An 18,483-nucleotide genomic window follows, 5' to 3' on the forward strand; every position below is an offset into this window, starting at 1 on the left:
TCAGAGCTCCCTCGTGAACCGGGCCGTCTGACGCTGCTGCGTGCGGCGCACCACGTACCGCACCGTCACCTGGAGGGTGGCCTCTACGCTGAGCGTCTCCACGGCCTCCACCTGGATGAGGTCTCCCAGCCACTGTTGGAGCGCGCCCTGCACCAGGAACTGCGTGGCGGTGGCCAGCTCGGAGCTGTTGGGCGCGAAGACGAGCTGCCCCAGTCCGGTGCCGAACGTGGGCCGGTTGACGCGCTCGCCCGGCGAGGTGAAGAGCACCTGCTCAATCAGGTGCCGCACGTGCGTGTCCAGGTCCGCGTCCGCCGTGCGGCCCCGTCCATCCAGTCGGTATGGGAAGGCGATGTGCATGGCTCAGGTTCCCTTCACCCGGACCTGCGTCATCACCACCTGGGGCGGCCCCAGGGGCGCGGCGCCAATGGACATCCCCACGCTGTTCTGCAGGATGACGAACTGGCCTCCCGCGCGCACGCGCACGGCGGGCACCAGCCACTTCACCTGCACGCAGGGGCCACTCGTCTGCGGCGGGAAGGGGCATCCGGTCACGAGATACTGGTCCGCCATGGTGGCCACGGGCTGGCCGCCCACCTTGACGCGGGGATTGCCGGGCGTGGTCTGCATCTGGCCCCCGTGCGGACACATCACCGTGGCTCCGACGTGGAGGAAGAAGGCTCCCATGGCTAGATGACCTCCAGCGCGCCGTTGTTGACGTTGACGCCCGTGGGACCGAGCTTGATGTTGGCGGCGCCGAACGACAGCTCGATGCCGGTGGCGCTGAGCACCACCTTGGCCGTCCCCCCGTGGTCGATTTCGATGCCAGCCGCCGTGAAGGTGGCCTTGAGCGGCATGGGCACGGCCGGAGGGCTCACCTCGATGGTCAGCCCGCCCGCGCCGGGCAGGTCGTCGAGCTTCAGGGTGATGGCGTCCGTCTTCCACACCTTGGTGGTGGGCAGGCCGGGGGTGGCCGGGGCCTCGCCCTCGCCCCAGAAGCAGCCGGCGACGATGGGGTAGTTGAGGTCTCCGCGCTCGAACTCCACCCAGACCTTTGCGCCCGTGGGCGGCACCGCGAAGAAGCCCTTGCCGCTGCCGCCATAGGGCATGCACGGCATGGCCCAGCCCAACTGGCTGTCGCCCAGCACGGTGGGGACCTTCACCTGCACGCGGCCCATCATCAGCGGGTCGATGTTGTTGACCACCTCGCCGCGGTACTTCCCGAAGTACGTGCTCATGGCGGCACCACAGGGGTGAGCGCTCCGGTCCCCTCACGCGAGAGCGTGAAGCGCTGCTTGTATTCACCGGGGCGGATGGAGTGCGTGACGTTGCGCACGTAGAAGAAGCCGTCGTGTTCGAAGCCCGCGCCGCGCACACCCACCAGGCCTCGCGGGCGCAGCATGTCGCCGTAGCGCGTGGCATCCAGCTCCCCGGAGCCCGTGAGTACCTGGTCCGTGGACGCATCCGTCTGGCCCTGTGCCTGGGCGAAGGCCGCGATGTAGCCCGCGCCGTCCGGCACGTCCTCGAGCAGCGAGGTGCGCACGCGGGACTGCGACAGCAACGCGGGCTGGCTGGCCAGCGGGGGCACGCGCAGGCTCGCGAAGGTCTTCACCGGGAGCGCCCGGCCGAAGGCGATGGCCTGTCCGCTCACGGACGTGGACGCGAGCGCGTTGTACTGGAAGTTGATGGAGTCCACGTTCGTCTGCGCGCCCAGGTTCACTGACAGGGCCCGCTGGGGAATGCCCAGTCGGTTGGGCGGGCCCCAGTACGCGGTGTTGGTCAGCGGCGCGGGGCCGGGCGTCACCTGGAAGACGTAGCCGTAGCGGCTCGCCATCTCCTGGAGGTAGGCGTAGTCGGTGCCTCGGAAGACGGGCGTGCGGTAGATGGGCAGCGGCACGTCCAGCGAGGGCGGCGGGATGATGACGGGAATCAGGCCGTACTGCGCGTAGCTCAGGACGAGCTGCGCGATGATGATGGGCTCCACCTGGGCCGGGTGCTCGTGGACCTTCTGGTCCAGGTCCATGGCGGTGCTGATGTCCTCGCCGGTGATTGTGAGCGTGGAGGCGCCGGGCTGTTGTGACGGGGTGAGCGTGCGGTGGGTGATGAGCCCGTCGAAGAGCACCTGCGGAATCACGTTGAAGGTGACGAGCAGCACCACGCGGTTCATGGGCTTGAGCAGCGGGTGGCCCACCAGCCCGTAGTCTAGGAGGTGCATGGGGCCCGAGCGGCCCACGCCGAACGTGAGCTGGAAGCCCGAGCGTCCCTCGTCGTTGTGGGTGACCTCCACGTTCTGGAGGGACTCCATGAACGACGCGGGCGCGGGCACCGCCACGGTGGGGCCCAGCATCAGGGTGAGGTGGATTCCCAGCAGGCTCATCGCGCGCTCAGAATTCCGGCATGGCGATGCGCACCACGGAGCCCGTCTCGCGCATCAGGTCGAAGGGGTTGAGCGTGTCGTTGGCGTCGCAGACGCGCCAGAAGTGCTCCGGGTCTCCCAGCGTGCGGTGGGTGAGCAGGTCGAGCCTGTCCCCTTCGGTGACGGTGACTTCGGCGAGGACCTTCAGGGCATTGCCCGCGGGGATGAAGCGGCGGCGCTTGTAGGCCGCCACGCGCCCGTCGGGGAGCGTGAGGGTGGCGGTTTCCAGGGAGGCGTAGCGGCTGGTGGGGTCGAGCATGAAAGCTCCCGTGAGGCGTGGCGCTCAGCGTGGCAGCGAGGCATTGGCGACGCCGGAGATGCTGCCGACGACGGCCATGGCCTCCTTGACGACCTGGTGCGTGAGGAAGAGGGCGTAGCCTGGGTGCAAGAGGGGCAGGTCGTTGTAGGAGAGGACGCGCAGCCCCAGGGACACCTTGGCGCGGATGGGATTGAGGTTCGGGTCGAACGCTTCCTCGGTGATGGTGAACTCGGTGAGCTTCACGGGCAGCACCCGCTTGGGGCCCCAGATGAAGAGCGTCAACGGCGCGGTGGTGGGCACCACTTCCAGCGTGCCCACCTGCATCAGCACCGCGTTGAGGATGACCTGCGCCGACTTGGGATAGATGAGCATCTCCAGCGAGGACAGCTGGGGGTAGATGCCCAGGCTCCCCGCGATGGGGTCGCCATTGGCGAGCTGGTCCGTGGCGTCTATCTCCACGTCCACCCGGATGTTCTCCACCGGAGGACCCGCGAGCCGCAGGGCCTCCGTGCGGTCATTGCCGCCGTCGCCCGACATCTGGGGCGTCAGCGTGCGCGTCATCGTGTCCGGGTTGTATTGGAACACCACCAGGCTCGCGACGGGGTTGAACGGGTCCACCGCGACGATGGCGCCTCGCTGCGTGCGGGGTGTGCGTGGGAACGAACTCATGCCGTCACTTCCCCTGTCCCAGGCCCGAGTACACGGCCCGCGCCACCTGCGCGCCCAGCGACTGGGGCGCCGCGTGCGGCGTCACATGCACCGCGCCCGCGTCCAGCCGGGCCACCTCGCCGCCGGCAAGCCCCTGTGGCAGCCCCTCTGTCGCCAGCAGCCGCGTGAGCTCCTGTCGCACGGCCTCGCCCACCTGCTCGCGGTGGGCGGGGGCGATGCCGTGGAGCACCAGCTCGTCGATGTGCAGGCGGATGCGTCGTGGCGTCATGTCCACCCCGAGACCTCGGCTTCCGCCAAGGGCTTGTCGAGCTTGCTGAACTCCGAGCGCACCGCGCGCTGGAGGTGGCCCATCCGCACCGGCTCGTTGGCGTCGGCGGCCAGGAAGGCGGCGTTGAGGGCGATGGTGCGGATGTTTCCGCCGGTGACGCTGAGCCGGGCCAGCCGCGTCATGTCCAGGCCCTCGGTGGGCGTGGCGGCGGGGAACATGCGCCGCCAGATTTCCGCGCGCTGGGCGGCGTCCGGGAAGGGGAACTGCAACACGAAGCGCAGCCGGCGCAGGAAGGCCGTGTCCAGCGCGTCCTTCATGTTCGTGGTGAGGATGGCCAGCCCGCTGTAGGCCTCCATCTGCTGGAGCAGGTAGCTCACCTCGATGTTGGCGTAGCGGTCATGGCTGTCGCGCACCTCGGTGCGCTTGCCGAAGAGGGCGTCCGCCTCGTCGAACAGGAGGATGGCGCCACCTTCCTGGGCGGCGTCGAACACGCGGCGCAGGTTCTTCTCCGTCTCGCCGATGTACTTGCTGACCACCTGGCTGAGGTCGATGCGGTAGACGTCCAGCCCCAGCTCCAGCGCGAGCACCTCCGCCGCCATCGTCTTGCCCGTGCCGCTGGCGCCGGAGAACAGCGCGCTGATGCCCAGGCCCCGCATGCCGCGCGCGGCGAAGCCCCACGTCTCGTACACGCGCGTGCGCTGCCGCACGCTGGCGCAAATCTCCCGGAGGATGGCCTTCTTGTCCGCGGGCATCACCAGGTCGTCCCAGCCCGCCATGGGCTCCAGCCGCTGCGCCAGCTCCTCCAGGCGGGGACGCGACTGCACGCGACAGGCGGCCCACAGCGCGGCGCCCAGCGAGGCCTCCTCCTGGAAGGGGCCGCGCTCGTGGACCTCCAGGCTGGCGGCGCGGATGGAGCGCAGGGGCAGGTCGAACTGCGTGGTGACGCGCTCCAGGGCACCATTGAGCGGCACGGCCGCCTCCGAGCCGAGCGCCTGCATCCAGAGCACCTGCTGCTCTCCGCGCGTGGGCCGCTTCACGTCCAACTGGAGCGAGGCCCGGTGGCGCAGTCGCAGGGGCTCCCGGGCGGAGATGAGCACCATGCCCTGGAGCCGCTCCGCGAAGGCCGTGGCCAGTCGGAGGGCTTCGGCCCCGGTGCTCTCGTCACACTCCAGCAGCATGCCGCTCCCCAGGAGCAGCGCCTCGCGCTCCCACAGTCGGGCGAGCGTCGCCCGCTCCTCCGCGCCGGAGGGAAGCAGGCCCGCGCGGGCCACGTGGAGTTGGAGGCCCAGGGACGCGCACGCGGCGCTGGCGATGGCCTGGGCTCCTTCCGGCTCCACGCCACAGAGCTGGACCACGGGAGAGGGTGCGCCCGCCGGGGGCTCGCGCTCCCACAGCCGACGCAGGCGCTCCGCGAGCTCCTGGTGTGAGGGCGGCAGGGCTCCCGGCACGGGCACGGGCGTGAGGAACTCCTGCAGCCTCCGGTCCAGGTACGACAGGCCCGCGAGGTAGTGGAGGATGCGCTCGTCGATGCGCAGCGGGCTGGTGGTGAGCTGCTCGCCCGGGGCCAGGGACACCAGCTCCCAGCGCCGCAGCGCCGCCACGGGTGTCAGCGCGCTCCAGTGCGCTCCGGGCAGCGCGGCCAGGGCCAGTCCGAAGGTCGGCCACGTCCGACGCGGGTCCCCGTTCATCGCGGCGAACAGGGGACCGAAGCCCGTGCCCAGCTCCAGGCTGGCGCAGCACAGCAGGAGGTCGCGCTCGAAGGCCGACAGCCGGAAGGCGTCGCACAGGCTCTCCAGCGCGGAGGGCGCCGGCATCATCGACTCGGCCTCGGTGAGCGCGGCGAGGGCGGCTTCGACGTCCCGGACTTGCTCGGGCGGCCCCTCTTGCTGGACGAGCGCATGCTGGAGCAATCGCGCGCGCACCACGGCGAGCGCGGCGGCGAGCTGTCGCTGGTTGGCTGCCTGCCAGGAGTGGGGGAGCGGGAGGCTCATGTGACGGTCACCCGCTGGGACACGTCGAACACCGGGGGCGTCTGGGTCCGGTCGATGAGGAGCGAGTCCACGCCGTCCACCCGCAGCCGGACGAAGTGGTCACCGGCGGAGACGTCCCGCGCGGTGAAGCTGATGCTGTCCACCGGCACGGCGCGCTCCGGGGCGGGCACTTCCTTGCCGCCGAGGAGCAAAGAGACGCGCTGCTCCGGGCGGGCCCGAGGCTGGAAGGTGAGGGTGAGCGTCACCTCGTCGCCGGGTCCGCGCGGGGCGGGGTTGGGGGTGATGGAGGTGAGGCGGGGCGCGAGCGTCAGCGGCAGCGCGGAGGTGGTGTGCTCCACATTGTTCGCGTCGGTGATGACCACGGACACCCCATAGGTGCCCGAGGGCCAGCCGACAGCGTCGTTCGGAATGGCCACCGTCAGTCGCGAGGCCGTGACGTCCGTGGCGGGCCGGGTCACCGGCGCGGTCCAGAGCGGATGGGAGAAGCGCACCCCCACGGTGCCCCCGGCGAGGTACTGCCCGGTGAGGACCAGCACGTCCCCCAGCCGCGCGCTCGCCTGTTGCTGCGGTGGCGTGACGGCTTCGAGGAGTGGAAAGGGCGGCAGCGTGTCGGGCAGGACGGTCAGCACCGGACGCAGCACGGGCAGGGGCGCGCGGTGCGGGCGCGTGCTCTCGATGAGCACCACCGAGGCCTGGTAGACGACGGACACGCGGTACTGCGTCTGGAACATGGTCCAGAGCTTGGAGAACTCCTCCAGCGAAAGCGGCTCCGAGGTGATGCGCACGCGTTCAACCTGTCGGTACAGGTCATTGCCGGGCACCGCGACGCGCAGCTCCTCGGACCCGAGCAGCGGATGGTCGTGGAGGACGTTCATCGCCTTGCCCAGCAGCTTGTGGCTCTCCACGTCGTCGTCGGACGGCGCGTAGGGCGTGAGCACGTAGGTCAAGCGCAGGGCGAGGGGCGGGAAGCCGGACTCGCCGGGCTTCGACTTCGGCGGGAACTCCATGTTGCGCAGCGAGACGTCGTGGCTCACCTGGAAGAGGAAGAGGTTGAGCTGGTGGTGGGTGGCGTCGCGGGCCCGCGCCTTGTCCGGAGGCAGCGTCGTCACCGCGACGTCCGGGGTGTCCACCTGGAGGTGGTTGAAGAGGAGCGTGCGGAGCGTCGCAGTCACCGTGGCGATGGAGAGGGAGTTGCTCACCGTCCACCTCCGTTGCGGCGCGCGAGGTACTCCTCGAGCGACGGCGACGGTGAGGGCCGCGTGGGCGCGCTCCTGGCGGGCGCGGCGGGCGTCACCGCGCGGACCTCGATGCGGCCGATGGTGACCTGGATGACCGGTTCCGCCGGGGCCTGCGACGTGTTCCTCGAAGCCGGGCTCTCGGCCGACTCCTGCCGCGTCGTCCCCGTGGAGGACCGCGCGGACGGAGCGGGCGCCGACGTCTCCAGCGCCACGCTCAACGCCCGGGCACGCCCCACCGCCGACGTGACAGGTCGCGCGTCGAACGGACCCTGCTCCGAAGTCGTGAAGGTGCGCGAGCGCTCCTGCTCCACCAAGGACTCATGCGGTGCGCTGGAGGGCCGCGCGACAGCCCCCTGTCCGTGCTCCACCTGCACCGCGGTGAATGCGTCAGGGCTCCTCGTCGGAGCCACGGTCCCGGGGGGCGCCGCCACCACGGGGCGAATGTCCGCGCGCGGTGCCGCACCCGCAACGAGTCTCTCGGTGAGAGGCGACGCCGCGCGCGCGGGCGAGCCCCCATGAGCGACGCCGCTGCGCTGGATGACGGAGCTGGTGGGAGTCGTGAGTGAACTCGCGCGTGACTCGAACGGGAGAGAGGGCGCGCCCGTCGGCGCCTCCTGCCCCGCGTGGCCCGGTGCCTCGTCGACGCGCCCGTGGGACGCCGCCGTGACTCCGGTGGGACTGGGGAAGCTCCCCGCGCGCGGGCCCATCCCTCCTGCCTGTGCCTCGTCGGGCGCTGAACCCGGCGCGCCGCGAGACGTGTCGAGCACCTGGCTCAACGCGCCCCGTGTCCCACCACCTGGAAAGCTCCCCGGCTCGACGGTGCCCGGAGTCTCGACGAGCCCCGGGCGGCCCGTGCTCCGCGCCTCCGAGAGAGTTTGCCCCACCACGCTCCAAGGTTCGCGTCGGGGCCGGACTGGACCGATGGGGGCGCGGGGCAGGGCGCCGGGTTGCTCGTGCTCCGTGTCAACGCGGACGAGGGACGCCTCGTCTCGCTCCACGGCCTGCGCCTCGGGTGCGAAGTACGAGGTGATGCGCGGCCGGACACCCTCGGTGGGGCGGTACTGACGTGCCACCAGATGGCTCAAGTAGTCGCTCATGTCCCCGCAAGCTCCAGGTAGCGCTGCCGCTTCCACGGGCTCATCCCCAGGATGTGCTCCTCGGACCAGCCGTACTGTCTTGCCAGCGTGTGCACGTCGCGCAGGGTGCGCTGGGCCCACGCCTCCACTTCCCTCCAGAAGAACTCGGCGATGTCGAACGCCGCGAGCCAGTGGTGCCCGCAGGCGGGACACGTGGTGGACAGCTCCACCCGGGCCTGCGGGTCCGCGGCCTCCATCGCGTCGGCGATGGCGCGAATCACGTCCTCCGGCAGCGCCCTTGTGTCCACGTGTGCCCCCTCCCGATGTGCCTCCACCACACACCGCGCCAGCACGCCCTCTCGCCCCGCGCCGCCTCGTCCCGCCGCGAGCGCCGCCAGGTCCCGGCTGTCCGGCAACCGGAACCGCACCGCGTGGCCCGCGTGCTCCACCTCCAGCACCTCCGGCGGAGGAGCGCCCTGCGGCACCTGGATGTCACCCACCTCGAAGGCCAGCTCCACCTGCTCGCCGCACGGCGGACACGACACCAGCCCCACGAGCGCGGGGCCGAACGTGCCTTCCCGCGCCGCCAGAAGCAGCGAGTCCCGGACGCCGACCGGGAGCCGCGCCAGCTCTCCCGGACTCCGCTCCGGCCACGCGGCGCACAGGAGCGCGAGCGCGCGTCCGGGCGCGGAGTGCGGGTGGCCCGCCTCCCATGCGCCCAGCAGCTCAGAAGCCGTCAGCGAGCGCATGGAGCCTCAGCGGGTCAGGGGTTGGGCTCGTTGAAGCTGGGCTCGGTGGGCTCGGTGATGTCGTAGTCGCGCTCCCAGCCCTCGTTCTCCAGCTTGAGCGTCTGGATGGCCACCGCGTTGGCGTTGGCATCCAGGTCCGGCATCGCCTGGTACTCCGACACCCAGCAGCGGAAGAGCTTGTAGGAGATGGCGAGCTGTCCGGCCTCGTTGTAGACCTCCAGGATGATGTCCTTGCGGAAGTCCTTGAGGGACACCTCGGCGCCCAGGCCGGAACCGTAGTTCCAGACCTTGTTGGCCCACCGCTCGAACTCGGTGTCGTGGGTGACGCCGCGCTCCAGGGTGAGGGCCTCGTACTCACTGCGGCCCGGGGACTTGCGGCTGCTGCTGGGGTCGCCACCCTCGCGGTGCTTGACGACCTCCGTGGTGCGCTTGAGCGCGCCCACCTTGCTGACCCCCGCGACGTAGCGGCCATCCCACTTCACGCGGAACTTGAAGTTCTTGTACGGGTCGAACCGCAGAGCGTTGACGCTGAACTGAGCCATGGAATGGGTCTCCTTTACGCCGCGACCTGGCCGGCCATCTGCTGGAGCTTGAGGACGACGAACTCGGCCGGCTTGAGCGGCGCGAAGCCCACGACGATGTTGACCACGCCGAGGTTGATGTCGTTCTGCGTGGTGGTCTCCTTGTCGCACTTGACGAAGTACGCATCGCGGGGCGACTGGCCCTGGAAGGCCCCCTGCCGGAAGAGGTTCTGCATGAAGGCGCCCACGTTGAGGCGGATCTGCGACCAGAGCGGCTCGTCGTTGGGCTCGAAGACGACCCACTGGATGCCCCGGAAGAGGCTCTCCTCGATGTAGAGCGCCAGCCGGCGCACCGGCAGGTACTTCCACTCGTCGGCCAGCAGGTCATTGCCGCGCGTGGTGCGCGCGCCCCACACCACGCGGCCCGCGGCTGGCAGCGAGCGCAGGCAGTTGACGCCCAGCGGATTGAGCTGGCCGTTCTCCTGGTCCGTGAGGGGCACGCTCAGCTTCGGCACGCCCGTCAGGAGCGAGTCCAGGCCCGCGGGAGCCTTCCACACGCCCCGCTGGGTGTCCGTGCGGGCGATGACCCCGGCCACCGCGCCGCAGGGAGCGAAGATCTCCAGCTGGTTCTCACGCAGCGGGTTGGCCTGGACCAGTCGCGGGAAGTAGAGGGCCGCGTTCTTGCTGCGCAGGCTGCTGCTGTTGAAGCCGGAGACCGCGTCCGCGACGCTGTCCCAGGCCACGGGCGGGTCCGCGATGAAGACGGCGCGCCGCTCCTCGCAGTAGGCCGCCGCGTCCGTCGCCAGCCCCGGCTCGATGTCTCCGTCCAGCGCGTGCGGGGAGATGCACAGCAGGTTGAAGACATCCACCTTCTCCAGCGCGTACAGCCCCTCCTTGTTGGTGCGCAGGTTCGGGCCGGTGGTGAACTGGGTGATGGTCAGCGTGGCGCCATCCGTGCCCTGGTCCGCGGGTGCGGGCGTCTTCGTGCCTTCCTCGGGGCGCACGGCGGGGTTGGGCAGCGTGCCCACCCGGACGAGGGCGGAGCCCTGCTCCAGCACGGTGGGGAAGTAGCGGGGACTGGCCGGGTCGATGGAGAGGTTGATGAACTTCTCCACCGCGCGGGTGCCCGTGTCGGTGATGGTGAGGTTGAAGAGCAGCGCGTCGACGGCCGGGTCGCCGGTCTTCTTCGTGTTGTGGTCCACCACCACGCTGAGCTTGCCGCCCCAGGCGCCCGGGTTCGCGGCCAGCAGCGTCGTGTTGCCGGAGTTGGTGAGGTTCAGCTCCGCCGTCTCACCGCCGTTGTCCAGTCGGACGATGACGGCCTGACCGCCTCCATTGAGGAAGAAGTCGCGGACGGCGTAGCTCATCGAGCTGTCTTCCCACAGGCTTCCGAAGGAGCGCTCGAAGTCGCCGTACCCGTTGCAGATGACCGGCTCGTTCACCGGCCCGCGCTGCGCGCGTCCCACGAAGGCGGTAATCGATGTGGGAACCCCGGTGATGGTGCGGACCCCACTGGGAACTTCCTCGATATAGACGCCCGGATAACTGAGAGCTGCCGGCATGGACGACTCCTCCCTCTGCGGGTTCGTCAACTCCGCCCCTCACGTCGCGAGGCAAGAGCCCTTCCTGCGCACGGCGCACTCCCGTGTTCACGGGGGCACCCCGTACGGCTGTGTCACATCCGTCTGTATGGGGAGGACGGCAACTGATGCCGTGGCGGCAAATCCATGCGCGTGAAACCGGTCGACCCCCCTCGCTACCGGAAGCCTGTTACGAGCTTCCTCAACGTCGTATTGAGACTGTGCCAGAAACCCGACGGAAAGTCATTCATTCCGGTCTAGTGGATCATACGTAGTTGGCTCGATGTGTCACGGGTTGGGTGGGTATTGCCAATCCAATACAGAGGTATGAGCCGTCGCACATGGCTCGTTCTTTGTCTGCTGGATGACAGGTTTCCTCCGTGGATGCGCGGGGATGCGTGGTGTTAGCTTTGGCGAGCCGTTCCCATCGAAAGGCTTGTCATGCGCAAGGGATTCCAGAAGTGGGTCTTTGTCGTGGGAGTCGTGGCCGGAGGTGTGTTGGGCGTACTCCACCCGGCGCAGGCCGAGGCTGGCGCGGAGGCGTGTCAAAACCAGTGCGACGATGAGGGCTGTTCTTGTTTCTATCGATGTTTCCAGCTTGGCCCGCACTGCATCTGCGAGGAGTTTCCGACCTGCATGTAGCCCGTCGAGACTCCTACTCCGAGCGAAGCGCCTCGCTGGGAGAGACCTGGAGGGCGCGGCGCGCGGGCAACCAGCTCGCGAGCAATGCCACGACTCCCAGCAGGCCGGGAACGGCCAGGAACGTCACCGCGTCGAAGGCGCGCACGCCGTAGAGCATTCCAGACAGGCTTCGCGCGAGCAGGGCGGCGCCCACCAGTCCCACCGCCACGCCCGCCGTTGCCAGACGCGCGCCCTGGCCGACCACCAGCCGCAGGACCTGGGAGTCCGTTGCTCCCAGGGCCATGCGGATGCCCAGCTCCCGGGTCCGCTGGCTGACCGAATAGGCCACCACGCCATAGAGGCCCACGCCCGCCAGGGACAATCCCAGGCCCGCGAGCAGCGCCAGCAGTCCTCCCAGCACGCGCGTGGTGCCGAGGCTCGCCTCGACGACTTCCTCCATCTCCCGCACGGTGCCCAGTGGCAGGTCCGGGTCCACCGCGCGGAACCGCTCGCGCAGGATGGGGACCAGCGCGTCCAGCCGCGCCGAAGAGCGCACGACGAGCACCATGTACAGCGACGCGAACTGGTTCATGGGGAGGTAGACCTCCGCCTGGGGCGTCTCACCGACGGAGCCGTGGCGGACATCCCGCACCACGCCCACCACCTCGCGGAAGTCCTCGCCGTCCATCGTCAACTTCACCTGCTTGCCCAGCGCGTGCCCGCCCGGGAAGTGGTGGAGCGCGAAGGTCTCGTTGACCACCATCACCCGGGGCGCGCTCGCGGTGTCCGTGTCCGCGAGAGGGCGTCCTTCCTTCAGGGCGATTCCCAGTGTCTCGAAGAGGCCCTCGCTCACGGTGCGGAACGTGGCCAGCTCGCGCGTGTCAGCCGCTGACGCGGACTCGCCGGGGAGCAGGAAGGAGCTGACGCCGTTGCGTCCCCACAAGGGCACGGTGCTGGCCAGCGCCGCCGAGGACACACCCGGAATCGCCCGGACGTTCTCCACCAGCGAGGAGAGGGCGAGTTGCTTCCTCGCGTCGTCCTCGTACTTGTTGCCGGGGAGCAGCACGTCCGTGGCGATGACGTCCCGAGGCTCGAAGCCCAGCGGTGCCTCGTGCAGCGCGCGCAGCGTGCGCAGCATCAGCCCCGCGCCGACGAGGGGCACCAGGGCCAGCGCCACCTGGGCGACGACCAGGAGCGCGCGGAGTCGCCCGGAGCCGGTCAGTGTCCGACCGCCGCGCGCCACGCCCAGCGCCCCCAGGGCCTCCGCCCGCGCCGCGCGCATTGCCGGCACGAGCCCGAACAGCAGGCTGGTGGACAGCGAGACGCCGAACGCGATGGCGAGCACATGGGGCTCCAGCCGCAGGCTCTCGGGAGCAAGCACGCCCTGGGGGATGAGCAGCCGCAGCAGGTCAAGGCCCCACAGCGCGAGCAGCAGTCCCGAGGCGCCTCCCGCCAGGGCCAGCAGGGCGCTCTCCACCAGGAGCTGTCGCGCCAACTGCCACCGACCCGCGCCCAGCGCCGCGCGCACGCAGACCTCGCGCTCGCGTGAGCTGGCCCGCGCGAGCAGCAGGTTGGCCACGTTGGCGCAGGCCACGAGCAGTACCAGCGCGACGATGCCGGACAGGAGCCACAGCCGCTCGTGGGCTCCCTCCACCACCAGCTCATGCAAGGGCACCAGTCGCACACCGGGCGGCTGGCCCGTCATCCCGGGCTCACGCGCCAGCCGTGCCGCTACGGCCTCCAGTTCCTTGCGTGCGGTGTCCAGCGGCGTCCCCGTCTCCAGGCGGCCCACCACGCGCAGCGTGACGTCACCGGGGTGCTGGGCCTCCCAGCCGGGCTCCAGGACGAGCGGCTTCCACAGGTCCACATCGGGGGCGAAGCGGAAGGACGCGGGCATCACGCCCACCACGGTGTGGGGTCTGCCGTCGAGCATGAGGCTCTGTCCCAGCGCGGCTGGCAGTCCTCCGAAGCGGCGCTGCCAGAGGCCGTGGCCGAGCAGCACCACGTCATCCTGGCCCGCCGCCGCGTCGTCCTGCCCGAAGGCTCGGCCGAGCATCGGCTGCACACCGAGCATCGACAGGAGTCCCGCCGTCGCGCGGCCAGTGCGCACCCGCTCCGGCGCGGTGCCATCTCCCGTGAGGGTGCGGTCCCAGAGCGCCAGTCCCTCCACCTGCTGAAAGGCCCGGACGTGCTCGCGCCAGGCTTGCAGCATGAGGTGGCTGACGCCCAGTCGCTCCCGCTGCGCGCTCGACTGATAGAGGCGCACCAGTTGCTCGGGCTTGGCGTAGGGCAGCGGTCGCAGCATCACCTGATAGACGACGCTGAAGACGGCGGTGGTCGCACCGATGGCCAGTGCGAGCGTGGCCACCACCACCAGGGTGAAGGCGCGCTCGCGCAGCATTCGGCGCAGCGCAAGACGAACGTCCTGGAGGAGTGGGGGCATGAGGGGGGCGGCGCTGGTGCAACTCTAGCGCCATGGCGCTCGGTGGGAGGAGGGAGGCGGGCTTGCCCGTTGAGCGTGTCGGGTCTCCACGCCAGGGTGTCCGGATGTGGCACAGGGGATTCCCAGGAGCGGCCACTCGCGAGGCATGGACCCGTTATTGTTGGGAGACAAGCTCGCGGGTCATGCGCCCCGCGTGTGGAGTGCACAGACTCCCTCCCGCCTGAATCGACGGTGCAAATCACACCGCACACGCTGTCACTCCAAGCAGGCGAGCAAGGTGGGTCTTGGGGCCACTTTGCACCGGGGACTTGGCGACACACCCTCCCTCCCAGTCTTTCCTGTAGGGGGCGGCATGTCGTGGCGCGGTGGGTGGGTGGTGTCGTTGCTGGTGGTGGGGGCGGGCTGCGGGGGAGCACTTCCGGGAGAGGAGGCGACGGCCGCCTCCTCGGGGGAGGTGGAAGCGGCGCTGGACTCGTCGTACTGCCTCCCCACGGAGGCGGACACCCAGCGAGTGAAGGTCATCTTTCCACCCTCGGAATTCGGGAGTGGCCTCTTCGCGGCGGGCCCCGGTCCCTTCGAGGATTTCCGGGGGACGCTCTTCTTCGGGGCGAACTTCGAGGATGGCCGCCGCGCCCTGTGGAAGAGCGACGGCACCGAAGCGGGCACCGTCCAGGTCAAGAGCCTCCCCAGTTCGACGGGGCTCTTCTGGCCCATCGTCACGGGTCTCAAGGCGACGCCCTCCCGGCTGTTCTTCCTGGCGGGGGACGCGGCACATGGGACGGAGCTGTGGGCGAGTGATGGCACTGGCGCCGGCACCCAATTCGTCAAGGACCTGACACCCGGCCCGGAGAGCTCGTCGCTGAGCCACCTGACGGCGGTGGACGACGCGCTGGTGTTCTTCAAGGAAATCTATGACGACACGACCCCTCGCACCCGCTACGAGCTGTGGCGGTCGGATGGCACGTCCTCGGGGACGGTGCGCCTGCGCGACTTCGGCACGGAGATGGACGTCAGCTATCTGGACGCGAAGGTGGATGGCGCGCTGCTCTTCTTCGTGCGCGAGCTGTCGGGCTCGGGCACCAGCCTGTGGAAGACGGATGGCACCACCCAGGGCACCGTCCGGCTCAAGAAGCTCACCTCCGGCGCGGACGCCTTCATCCGCTCCGTGAAGACCTCGGACTCACGCACCCTGTTCATCCTGGGCGAGAGCACCGGGCTGCAGGAGCTGTGGAAGTCGGATGGCACCGCCTCGGGGACGGTGCGGCTGGCGTCCTTTGGCCCCACGCGGACCGTGGAGCTGCTGGGCTCGCTGGGCTCCTGGGTCTACGTCACGACGACGTCCAACACCACCCAGTACATGGTCATCTATCGCGTCCCGCTCGCGGGTGGGAATCCGACGTCCGTGGTCAGCCTGCCCAATGAGTTCGCCTCGCAAGGCGTGGCGTTTCCCTTCATCGACGCGGTGAGCAAGGCGCCCGGAGGCTCGAAGCTGTTCTTCACCGTCCACATCGGCACCGAGGGCCCGGGGCTCCGGGACACGCAGCTGTGGGTGACGGATGGCACTGCGTCGGGAACCACCCTGCTGCGCAAGCCCCTGAGCCTCTCCGACGAGTACAGCTCTCCGCTGCGCGCCGTGTCGGACGACCTGGTCTTCTTCAGCTCGCTCGAGCTGGGTGGCGTCGGCGTGGAGCCCTGGGTGAGCAATGGCACGCCAGGTGGGACCCGGCGCCTGAGGAACATCGCCACCGGGGCGACTTCGTCCTATCCGTACCTGTTCTTGAAGGTGGGCTCGCGCGTGTTCTTCGGCGCGTATGACGAGACGCTGGCGGGACAGCTCTGGTCCACCGCCCTGAGCAACTCCTGCATGTCGCCCGACGCGGCGCGGTAGGCATTGCCCGCCACCCCGTCTGCCCAAAAAGAAAGCCCCAGGCTCCTTTTCGGAGCCTGGGGCTGACTTCAGGAGCGCGGGAGAATCACTCGCTCCAGTAGGTCCGAGTCATCAGGCTGAAGCCGGACACGGTGTCGACGAAGAACGCGACATTGTTGCCGCTCCAGGGGTCGTTCGCGTAGCCGAAGTAGCAGCCCTTGAACGTGCGCCCATTGGTGAGCGTGTTCAGGTTGTTGACGCCGTTGGTGACGACGGTGGGGTTGAGCTGGTTGTTGCGGTTGGCGAAGTTCAGCACGCCCGCGAAGTTGTTGCGAACCTCGTCGGCGTCCGCGGGGGTGGCGCGCAGGGGCGCGTCGAAGGGCGCCTCGCCCGGCTCGAAGCCGAAGCACTCGTCGATGCCGAAGTGGTAGTAGCGGTCACCCAGCACCTCGTACCAGTTGAAGTGACGGGCCATCTTCGCGCCGTGGTCCGGATGGGGCAGCGCGTTGACCGCGCCGATGAGGGCCTCCAGCGGCTTGCTGAGCGTGGCGGCGTTGCGGAGGTTGCGCAGGCTCACCGCGCCAATGCCGGGGGTGCCGCCAATGGCGTGGGCGGAGGTGAACGGGCGCTGGGTGAGCAGGTTCACCGCGCCGTTCCAGGCGTACGGCAGCACGTCATGCAGCTCCGTGTCGCTGATGCTGTTCACCAGGGAGACCAGCTCCGCCTGGTCATCCGTGGAGACGGCGAGCTGGTCGATGATGCCGACGCAGGTGCTGGTGATGGCACCCTCGTAGCGCGCGCCGCTCTCGATCTGCGCAAGGCGGGCCTCGCCGACCAGCGGGACGGAGGACAGGTCCGCCAGGGATACGAAGTGGGACGTGGCGCGACGGGCAACGATGTTGCTCACCACGTTGCTCGGCAGGTACTCGTCGAGCTTCGCGAAGGTGGCGTTGTTGACGAAGGTGAGGATTCCCGCGCACTCCGGCGCCACGTCCACGTCGGCGATGGTGAGCGGCGCCTGCTGCTGCTCGTTCTCGACGGGCGCGGGGGACTGCGATTCGGTTTCGGCGGGAGCACAGCCGACGAAGAGACTCATGGACAGCAGGGCTGAACCGAGACGACGCATTCTGAAACTCCTCTTTGGGGGGACGACGCGAGACGGACGGCTCATACACCAATAACATGGGTTGCTGACAATCCTCGGGACAGAAGGATTTGTGTGCTCACGGAGAAGCCACGCACGCAGTGGCTTTCGTGAGACGTCCTTCCCTCAGGAAATCCAGCAAGTTGACGAATCTGTCACGTGTGGCGTTCTCTTGAATACACAGGCCGCCAGTGGCGCCTGTCGACACGTCTCGGGGGTGGGGTTGATAACAGTCGAAACATGTTTCACGCCCGGTGCTGCGGGTGGCGCTTCGGGCGTGCGGGTGGATCGGCGCTGCGTGACGCCGCCGTGACACCGCCGGTGTCAGCGGACGGGGCTCACCAGGGTGAGGGTGACAGGAAGGACGTCGTGCCACGAGCCCCGGTCCTGGCGAGGGTGGAGCTGTCGGGTCCACTCCTCCGGCAGGAGGCGGATGCCGAGGGCGGCCTCGAGCGCGCGGTTGATGTCCTCGGGCGTCTCCACGTACAGGTGGATGCTTCCGAGATGGACCGGCCCCTCGAAGAGGAAGGCGCGCTCGCGACCGTGGTCCGCGTAGCGGGCCTCCCAGCGCACCTTCAGCTCCGCTCCGGTGCGGCTCAGCACCGTGAGCCGGTTGTGGACCAGGGCGGGGGCGTCGTTGCCGTACCAGGCCTCCCAGTCCCCTTCCGGGCCGACGACGAGTGATGACCACTCATCGAGCGTGGGATGTCGTCCGCCATTCGCGAAGAGGACGGGGACGTCGCCGGCGACGGGGGCTGGCTGGCCGTCCTCGACGGTGGAGTGGGGCGGCTCCATCTCCAGGATGTACCTCGCAGTGGAGCGCTCGGGCAGGTAGCGGTACTGGGAGGACTCCACATCCCGGGCCCAGGTGTCGATGCGGACGTCCAGCACGGCGGACGCCATCGCATGGCCGTGTCCGCCCAGGACGAGCGGCTTCTCTGGCGAGGGGGCGTCCGGCGGCACCTGGTCGGGTGCCTCTGGGTAGTTCCAGGGCGGCGCTTCCTCCGAAGCTGCTTCCGGTTCGGAGGGCGCGGGCGCTTCCGGGACGGGCGTGAGTCGTTCGAGGAACGCGCTGAAGGACGGCGCGTGGACACGGGCCACGAACAGGTCCGCTGTGTCCGTGTCCGCGTTGCTGTCGAAGAACCAGATGGTCCCGGCGGGCGAGTCCGGCCGGTCTCCAAGCTGGATGCCGAAGAGATTGATGGTGCCCCAGTGGCGGGCGAACGCCATCACGTCCGGCGGGAGGTGCTCTCCGCCGGGCTCGAGCCGCTCCCGTCCCTCCGCGCGAATGGCGAAGAGCGTGCCAAGGTGTACCTCGTCACCGAGCGCGTCCGTGGTACCGGTGGCGCAGCGGCCCAGCTCCAGGCCGTTGTGCAGGGTGAGCAGCTCCCGGTAGTCCGCGGGCAATGGGTGCGGGAGGCCGCGCTCGAAGTGCTCCAGTTGCTCCGACGTGGGCGGGGACGGCTGGAAGAGCGAAGCCACGTGGGCCGCGAGGCTGGGGGGTAGGGGAGGCATGCAGGTGCGTTAGAGCATGCGCTCCCGGTGGCTTGAAGTGCTTCATGGATGCGCTGACTCTAGGGCGTTGCCCAGGCACCCCGTGAGCCACGGTGGGGGTGTTGATAGGGATTGAGTTCACGCCGCCAG

17 protein-coding genes are annotated in these 18,483 nt (G+C 69.5%); 1 reads left to right on the forward strand and 16 read right to left on the reverse strand.

Going from position 1 to position 18,483, the window contains the following annotated elements; translation table 11 throughout:
* From HUA78_RS41770 to HUA78_RS41835, 14 genes are all read right to left on the reverse strand, one after another.
* Positions 1–357, reverse strand: a complete 357-nt coding sequence (locus HUA78_RS41770; protein ID WP_141646214.1) for a GPW/gp25 family protein — start codon at positions 355–357, stop codon at positions 1–3.
* Between the two features lie 3 nt (positions 358–360).
* Positions 361–684: a hypothetical protein gene (locus tag HUA78_RS41775; protein ID WP_141646215.1), complete on the reverse strand. Its 324-nt coding sequence runs from the start codon at positions 682–684 to the stop codon at positions 361–363.
* Positions 685–686: 2 nt separating this feature from the next.
* Positions 687–1,235, reverse strand: coding sequence for a phage baseplate assembly protein V (locus HUA78_RS41780; protein ID WP_141646216.1), 549 nt, complete (start codon positions 1,233–1,235; stop codon positions 687–689).
* Complete coding sequence (locus HUA78_RS41785; protein WP_174463310.1) at positions 1,232–2,374, reverse strand: hypothetical protein; 1,143 nt, start codon at positions 2,372–2,374, stop codon at positions 1,232–1,234. The genes HUA78_RS41780 and HUA78_RS41785 overlap by 4 nt, the downstream gene beginning before the upstream one ends.
* A gap of 7 nt (positions 2,375–2,381) precedes the next feature.
* Positions 2,382–2,672 (reverse strand): hypothetical protein, encoded by a 291-nt coding sequence (locus HUA78_RS41790; protein ID WP_141646218.1) that lies wholly within the window; start codon positions 2,670–2,672, stop codon positions 2,382–2,384.
* Positions 2,673–2,696: 24 nt separating this feature from the next.
* A complete protein-coding gene (locus tag HUA78_RS41795; RefSeq protein ID WP_174478757.1) occupies positions 2,697–3,341 on the reverse strand; it encodes a hypothetical protein in 645 nt (214 codons plus the stop codon).
* A 4-nt stretch (positions 3,342–3,345) separates the two neighbouring features.
* Positions 3,346–3,609, reverse strand: a complete 264-nt coding sequence (locus HUA78_RS41800) for a hypothetical protein (RefSeq protein ID WP_174459151.1) — start codon at positions 3,607–3,609, stop codon at positions 3,346–3,348.
* A complete protein-coding gene (locus HUA78_RS41805; protein ID WP_174478758.1) occupies positions 3,606–5,600 on the reverse strand; it encodes an ATP-binding protein in 1,995 nt (664 codons plus the stop codon). The genes HUA78_RS41800 and HUA78_RS41805 overlap by 4 nt, the downstream gene beginning before the upstream one ends.
* Positions 5,597–6,799 (reverse strand): DUF4255 domain-containing protein, encoded by a 1,203-nt coding sequence (locus HUA78_RS41810; RefSeq protein WP_174478759.1) that lies wholly within the window; start codon positions 6,797–6,799, stop codon positions 5,597–5,599. The genes HUA78_RS41805 and HUA78_RS41810 overlap by 4 nt, the downstream gene beginning before the upstream one ends.
* Entirely contained in the window at positions 6,796–7,935 is a 1,140-nt protein-coding gene (locus HUA78_RS41815) for a hypothetical protein (RefSeq protein ID WP_174478760.1), read from the reverse strand. Before HUA78_RS41815 ends, HUA78_RS41810 begins: the two co-directional genes overlap by 4 nt.
* Positions 7,932–8,663 carry a phage baseplate protein gene (locus tag HUA78_RS41820; RefSeq protein ID WP_174465892.1) on the reverse strand — a complete coding sequence of 244 codons (732 nt, stop codon included), beginning with the start codon at positions 8,661–8,663 and terminating at the stop codon, positions 7,932–7,934. Before HUA78_RS41820 ends, HUA78_RS41815 begins: the two co-directional genes overlap by 4 nt.
* Before the next feature lie 14 nt (positions 8,664–8,677).
* Positions 8,678–9,205 (reverse strand): phage tail protein, encoded by a 528-nt coding sequence (locus tag HUA78_RS41825; RefSeq protein WP_174459156.1) that lies wholly within the window; start codon positions 9,203–9,205, stop codon positions 8,678–8,680.
* A gap of 14 nt (positions 9,206–9,219) precedes the next feature.
* Positions 9,220–10,746, reverse strand: a complete 1,527-nt coding sequence (locus HUA78_RS41830) for a phage tail sheath C-terminal domain-containing protein (RefSeq protein WP_174465891.1) — start codon at positions 10,744–10,746, stop codon at positions 9,220–9,222.
* Between the two features lie 673 nt (positions 10,747–11,419).
* Complete coding sequence (locus tag HUA78_RS41835) at positions 11,420–13,828, reverse strand: ABC transporter permease (RefSeq protein ID WP_174478761.1); 2,409 nt, start codon at positions 13,826–13,828, stop codon at positions 11,420–11,422.
* Positions 13,829–14,180: 352 nt separating this feature from the next.
* Between HUA78_RS41835 and HUA78_RS41840 the strand changes: the two genes are divergently transcribed.
* Positions 14,181–15,716: an ELWxxDGT repeat protein gene (locus HUA78_RS41840; protein ID WP_174478762.1), complete on the forward strand. Its 1,536-nt coding sequence runs from the start codon at positions 14,181–14,183 to the stop codon at positions 15,714–15,716.
* A gap of 85 nt (positions 15,717–15,801) precedes the next feature.
* On the opposite strand, the gene HUA78_RS41845 is transcribed toward HUA78_RS41840, so the two are convergent.
* Positions 15,802–16,821: a hypothetical protein gene (locus tag HUA78_RS41845; protein WP_174478763.1), complete on the reverse strand. Its 1,020-nt coding sequence runs from the start codon at positions 16,819–16,821 to the stop codon at positions 15,802–15,804.
* A 342-nt stretch (positions 16,822–17,163) separates the two neighbouring features.
* Positions 17,164–18,321, reverse strand: coding sequence for an SMI1/KNR4 family protein (locus tag HUA78_RS41850; protein ID WP_174478764.1), 1,158 nt, complete (start codon positions 18,319–18,321; stop codon positions 17,164–17,166).
* Positions 18,322–18,483: the final 162 nt, after the last annotated feature.

Source organism: Myxococcus sp. CA033 (assembly GCF_013336625.1).
GTDB lineage: Bacteria > Myxococcota > Myxococcia > Myxococcales > Myxococcaceae > Myxococcus > Myxococcus llanfairpwllgwyngyllgogerychwyrndrobwllllantysiliogogogochensis.

What these genes read in the sequence shown, in the direction of transcription:
- HUA78_RS41770 (WP_141646214.1), bottom strand. Translation starts at nt 357, where the DNA reads ATGCACATCGCCTTCCCATACCGACTGGATGGACGGGGCCGCACGGCG.
- HUA78_RS41800 (WP_174459151.1), bottom strand. Translation starts at nt 3,609, where the DNA reads ATGACGCCACGACGCATCCGCCTGCACATCGACGAGCTGGTGCTCCAC.
- HUA78_RS41840 (WP_174478762.1), top strand. Translation starts at nt 14,181, where the DNA reads ATGTCGTGGCGCGGTGGGTGGGTGGTGTCGTTGCTGGTGGTGGGGGCG.
- HUA78_RS41785 (WP_174463310.1), bottom strand. Translation starts at nt 2,374, where the DNA reads ATGAGCCTGCTGGGAATCCACCTCACCCTGATGCTGGGCCCCACCGTG.
- HUA78_RS41845 (WP_174478763.1), bottom strand. Translation starts at nt 16,821, where the DNA reads ATGCGTCGTCTCGGTTCAGCCCTGCTGTCCATGAGTCTCTTCGTCGGC.
- HUA78_RS41775 (WP_141646215.1), bottom strand. Translation starts at nt 684, where the DNA reads ATGGGAGCCTTCTTCCTCCACGTCGGAGCCACGGTGATGTGTCCGCAC.
- HUA78_RS41795 (WP_174478757.1), bottom strand. Translation starts at nt 3,341, where the DNA reads ATGAGTTCGTTCCCACGCACACCCCGCACGCAGCGAGGCGCCATCGTC.
- HUA78_RS41790 (WP_141646218.1), bottom strand. Translation starts at nt 2,672, where the DNA reads ATGCTCGACCCCACCAGCCGCTACGCCTCCCTGGAAACCGCCACCCTC.
- HUA78_RS41780 (WP_141646216.1), bottom strand. Translation starts at nt 1,235, where the DNA reads ATGAGCACGTACTTCGGGAAGTACCGCGGCGAGGTGGTCAACAACATC.
- HUA78_RS41835 (WP_174478761.1), bottom strand. Translation starts at nt 13,828, where the DNA reads ATGCCCCCACTCCTCCAGGACGTTCGTCTTGCGCTGCGCCGAATGCTG.
- HUA78_RS41815 (WP_174478760.1), bottom strand. Translation starts at nt 7,935, where the DNA reads ATGAGCGACTACTTGAGCCATCTGGTGGCACGTCAGTACCGCCCCACC.
- HUA78_RS41805 (WP_174478758.1), bottom strand. Translation starts at nt 5,600, where the DNA reads ATGAGCCTCCCGCTCCCCCACTCCTGGCAGGCAGCCAACCAGCGACAG.
- HUA78_RS41830 (WP_174465891.1), bottom strand. Translation starts at nt 10,746, where the DNA reads ATGCCGGCAGCTCTCAGTTATCCGGGCGTCTATATCGAGGAAGTTCCC.
- HUA78_RS41825 (WP_174459156.1), bottom strand. Translation starts at nt 9,205, where the DNA reads ATGGCTCAGTTCAGCGTCAACGCTCTGCGGTTCGACCCGTACAAGAAC.
- HUA78_RS41820 (WP_174465892.1), bottom strand. Translation starts at nt 8,663, where the DNA reads ATGCGCTCGCTGACGGCTTCTGAGCTGCTGGGCGCATGGGAGGCGGGC.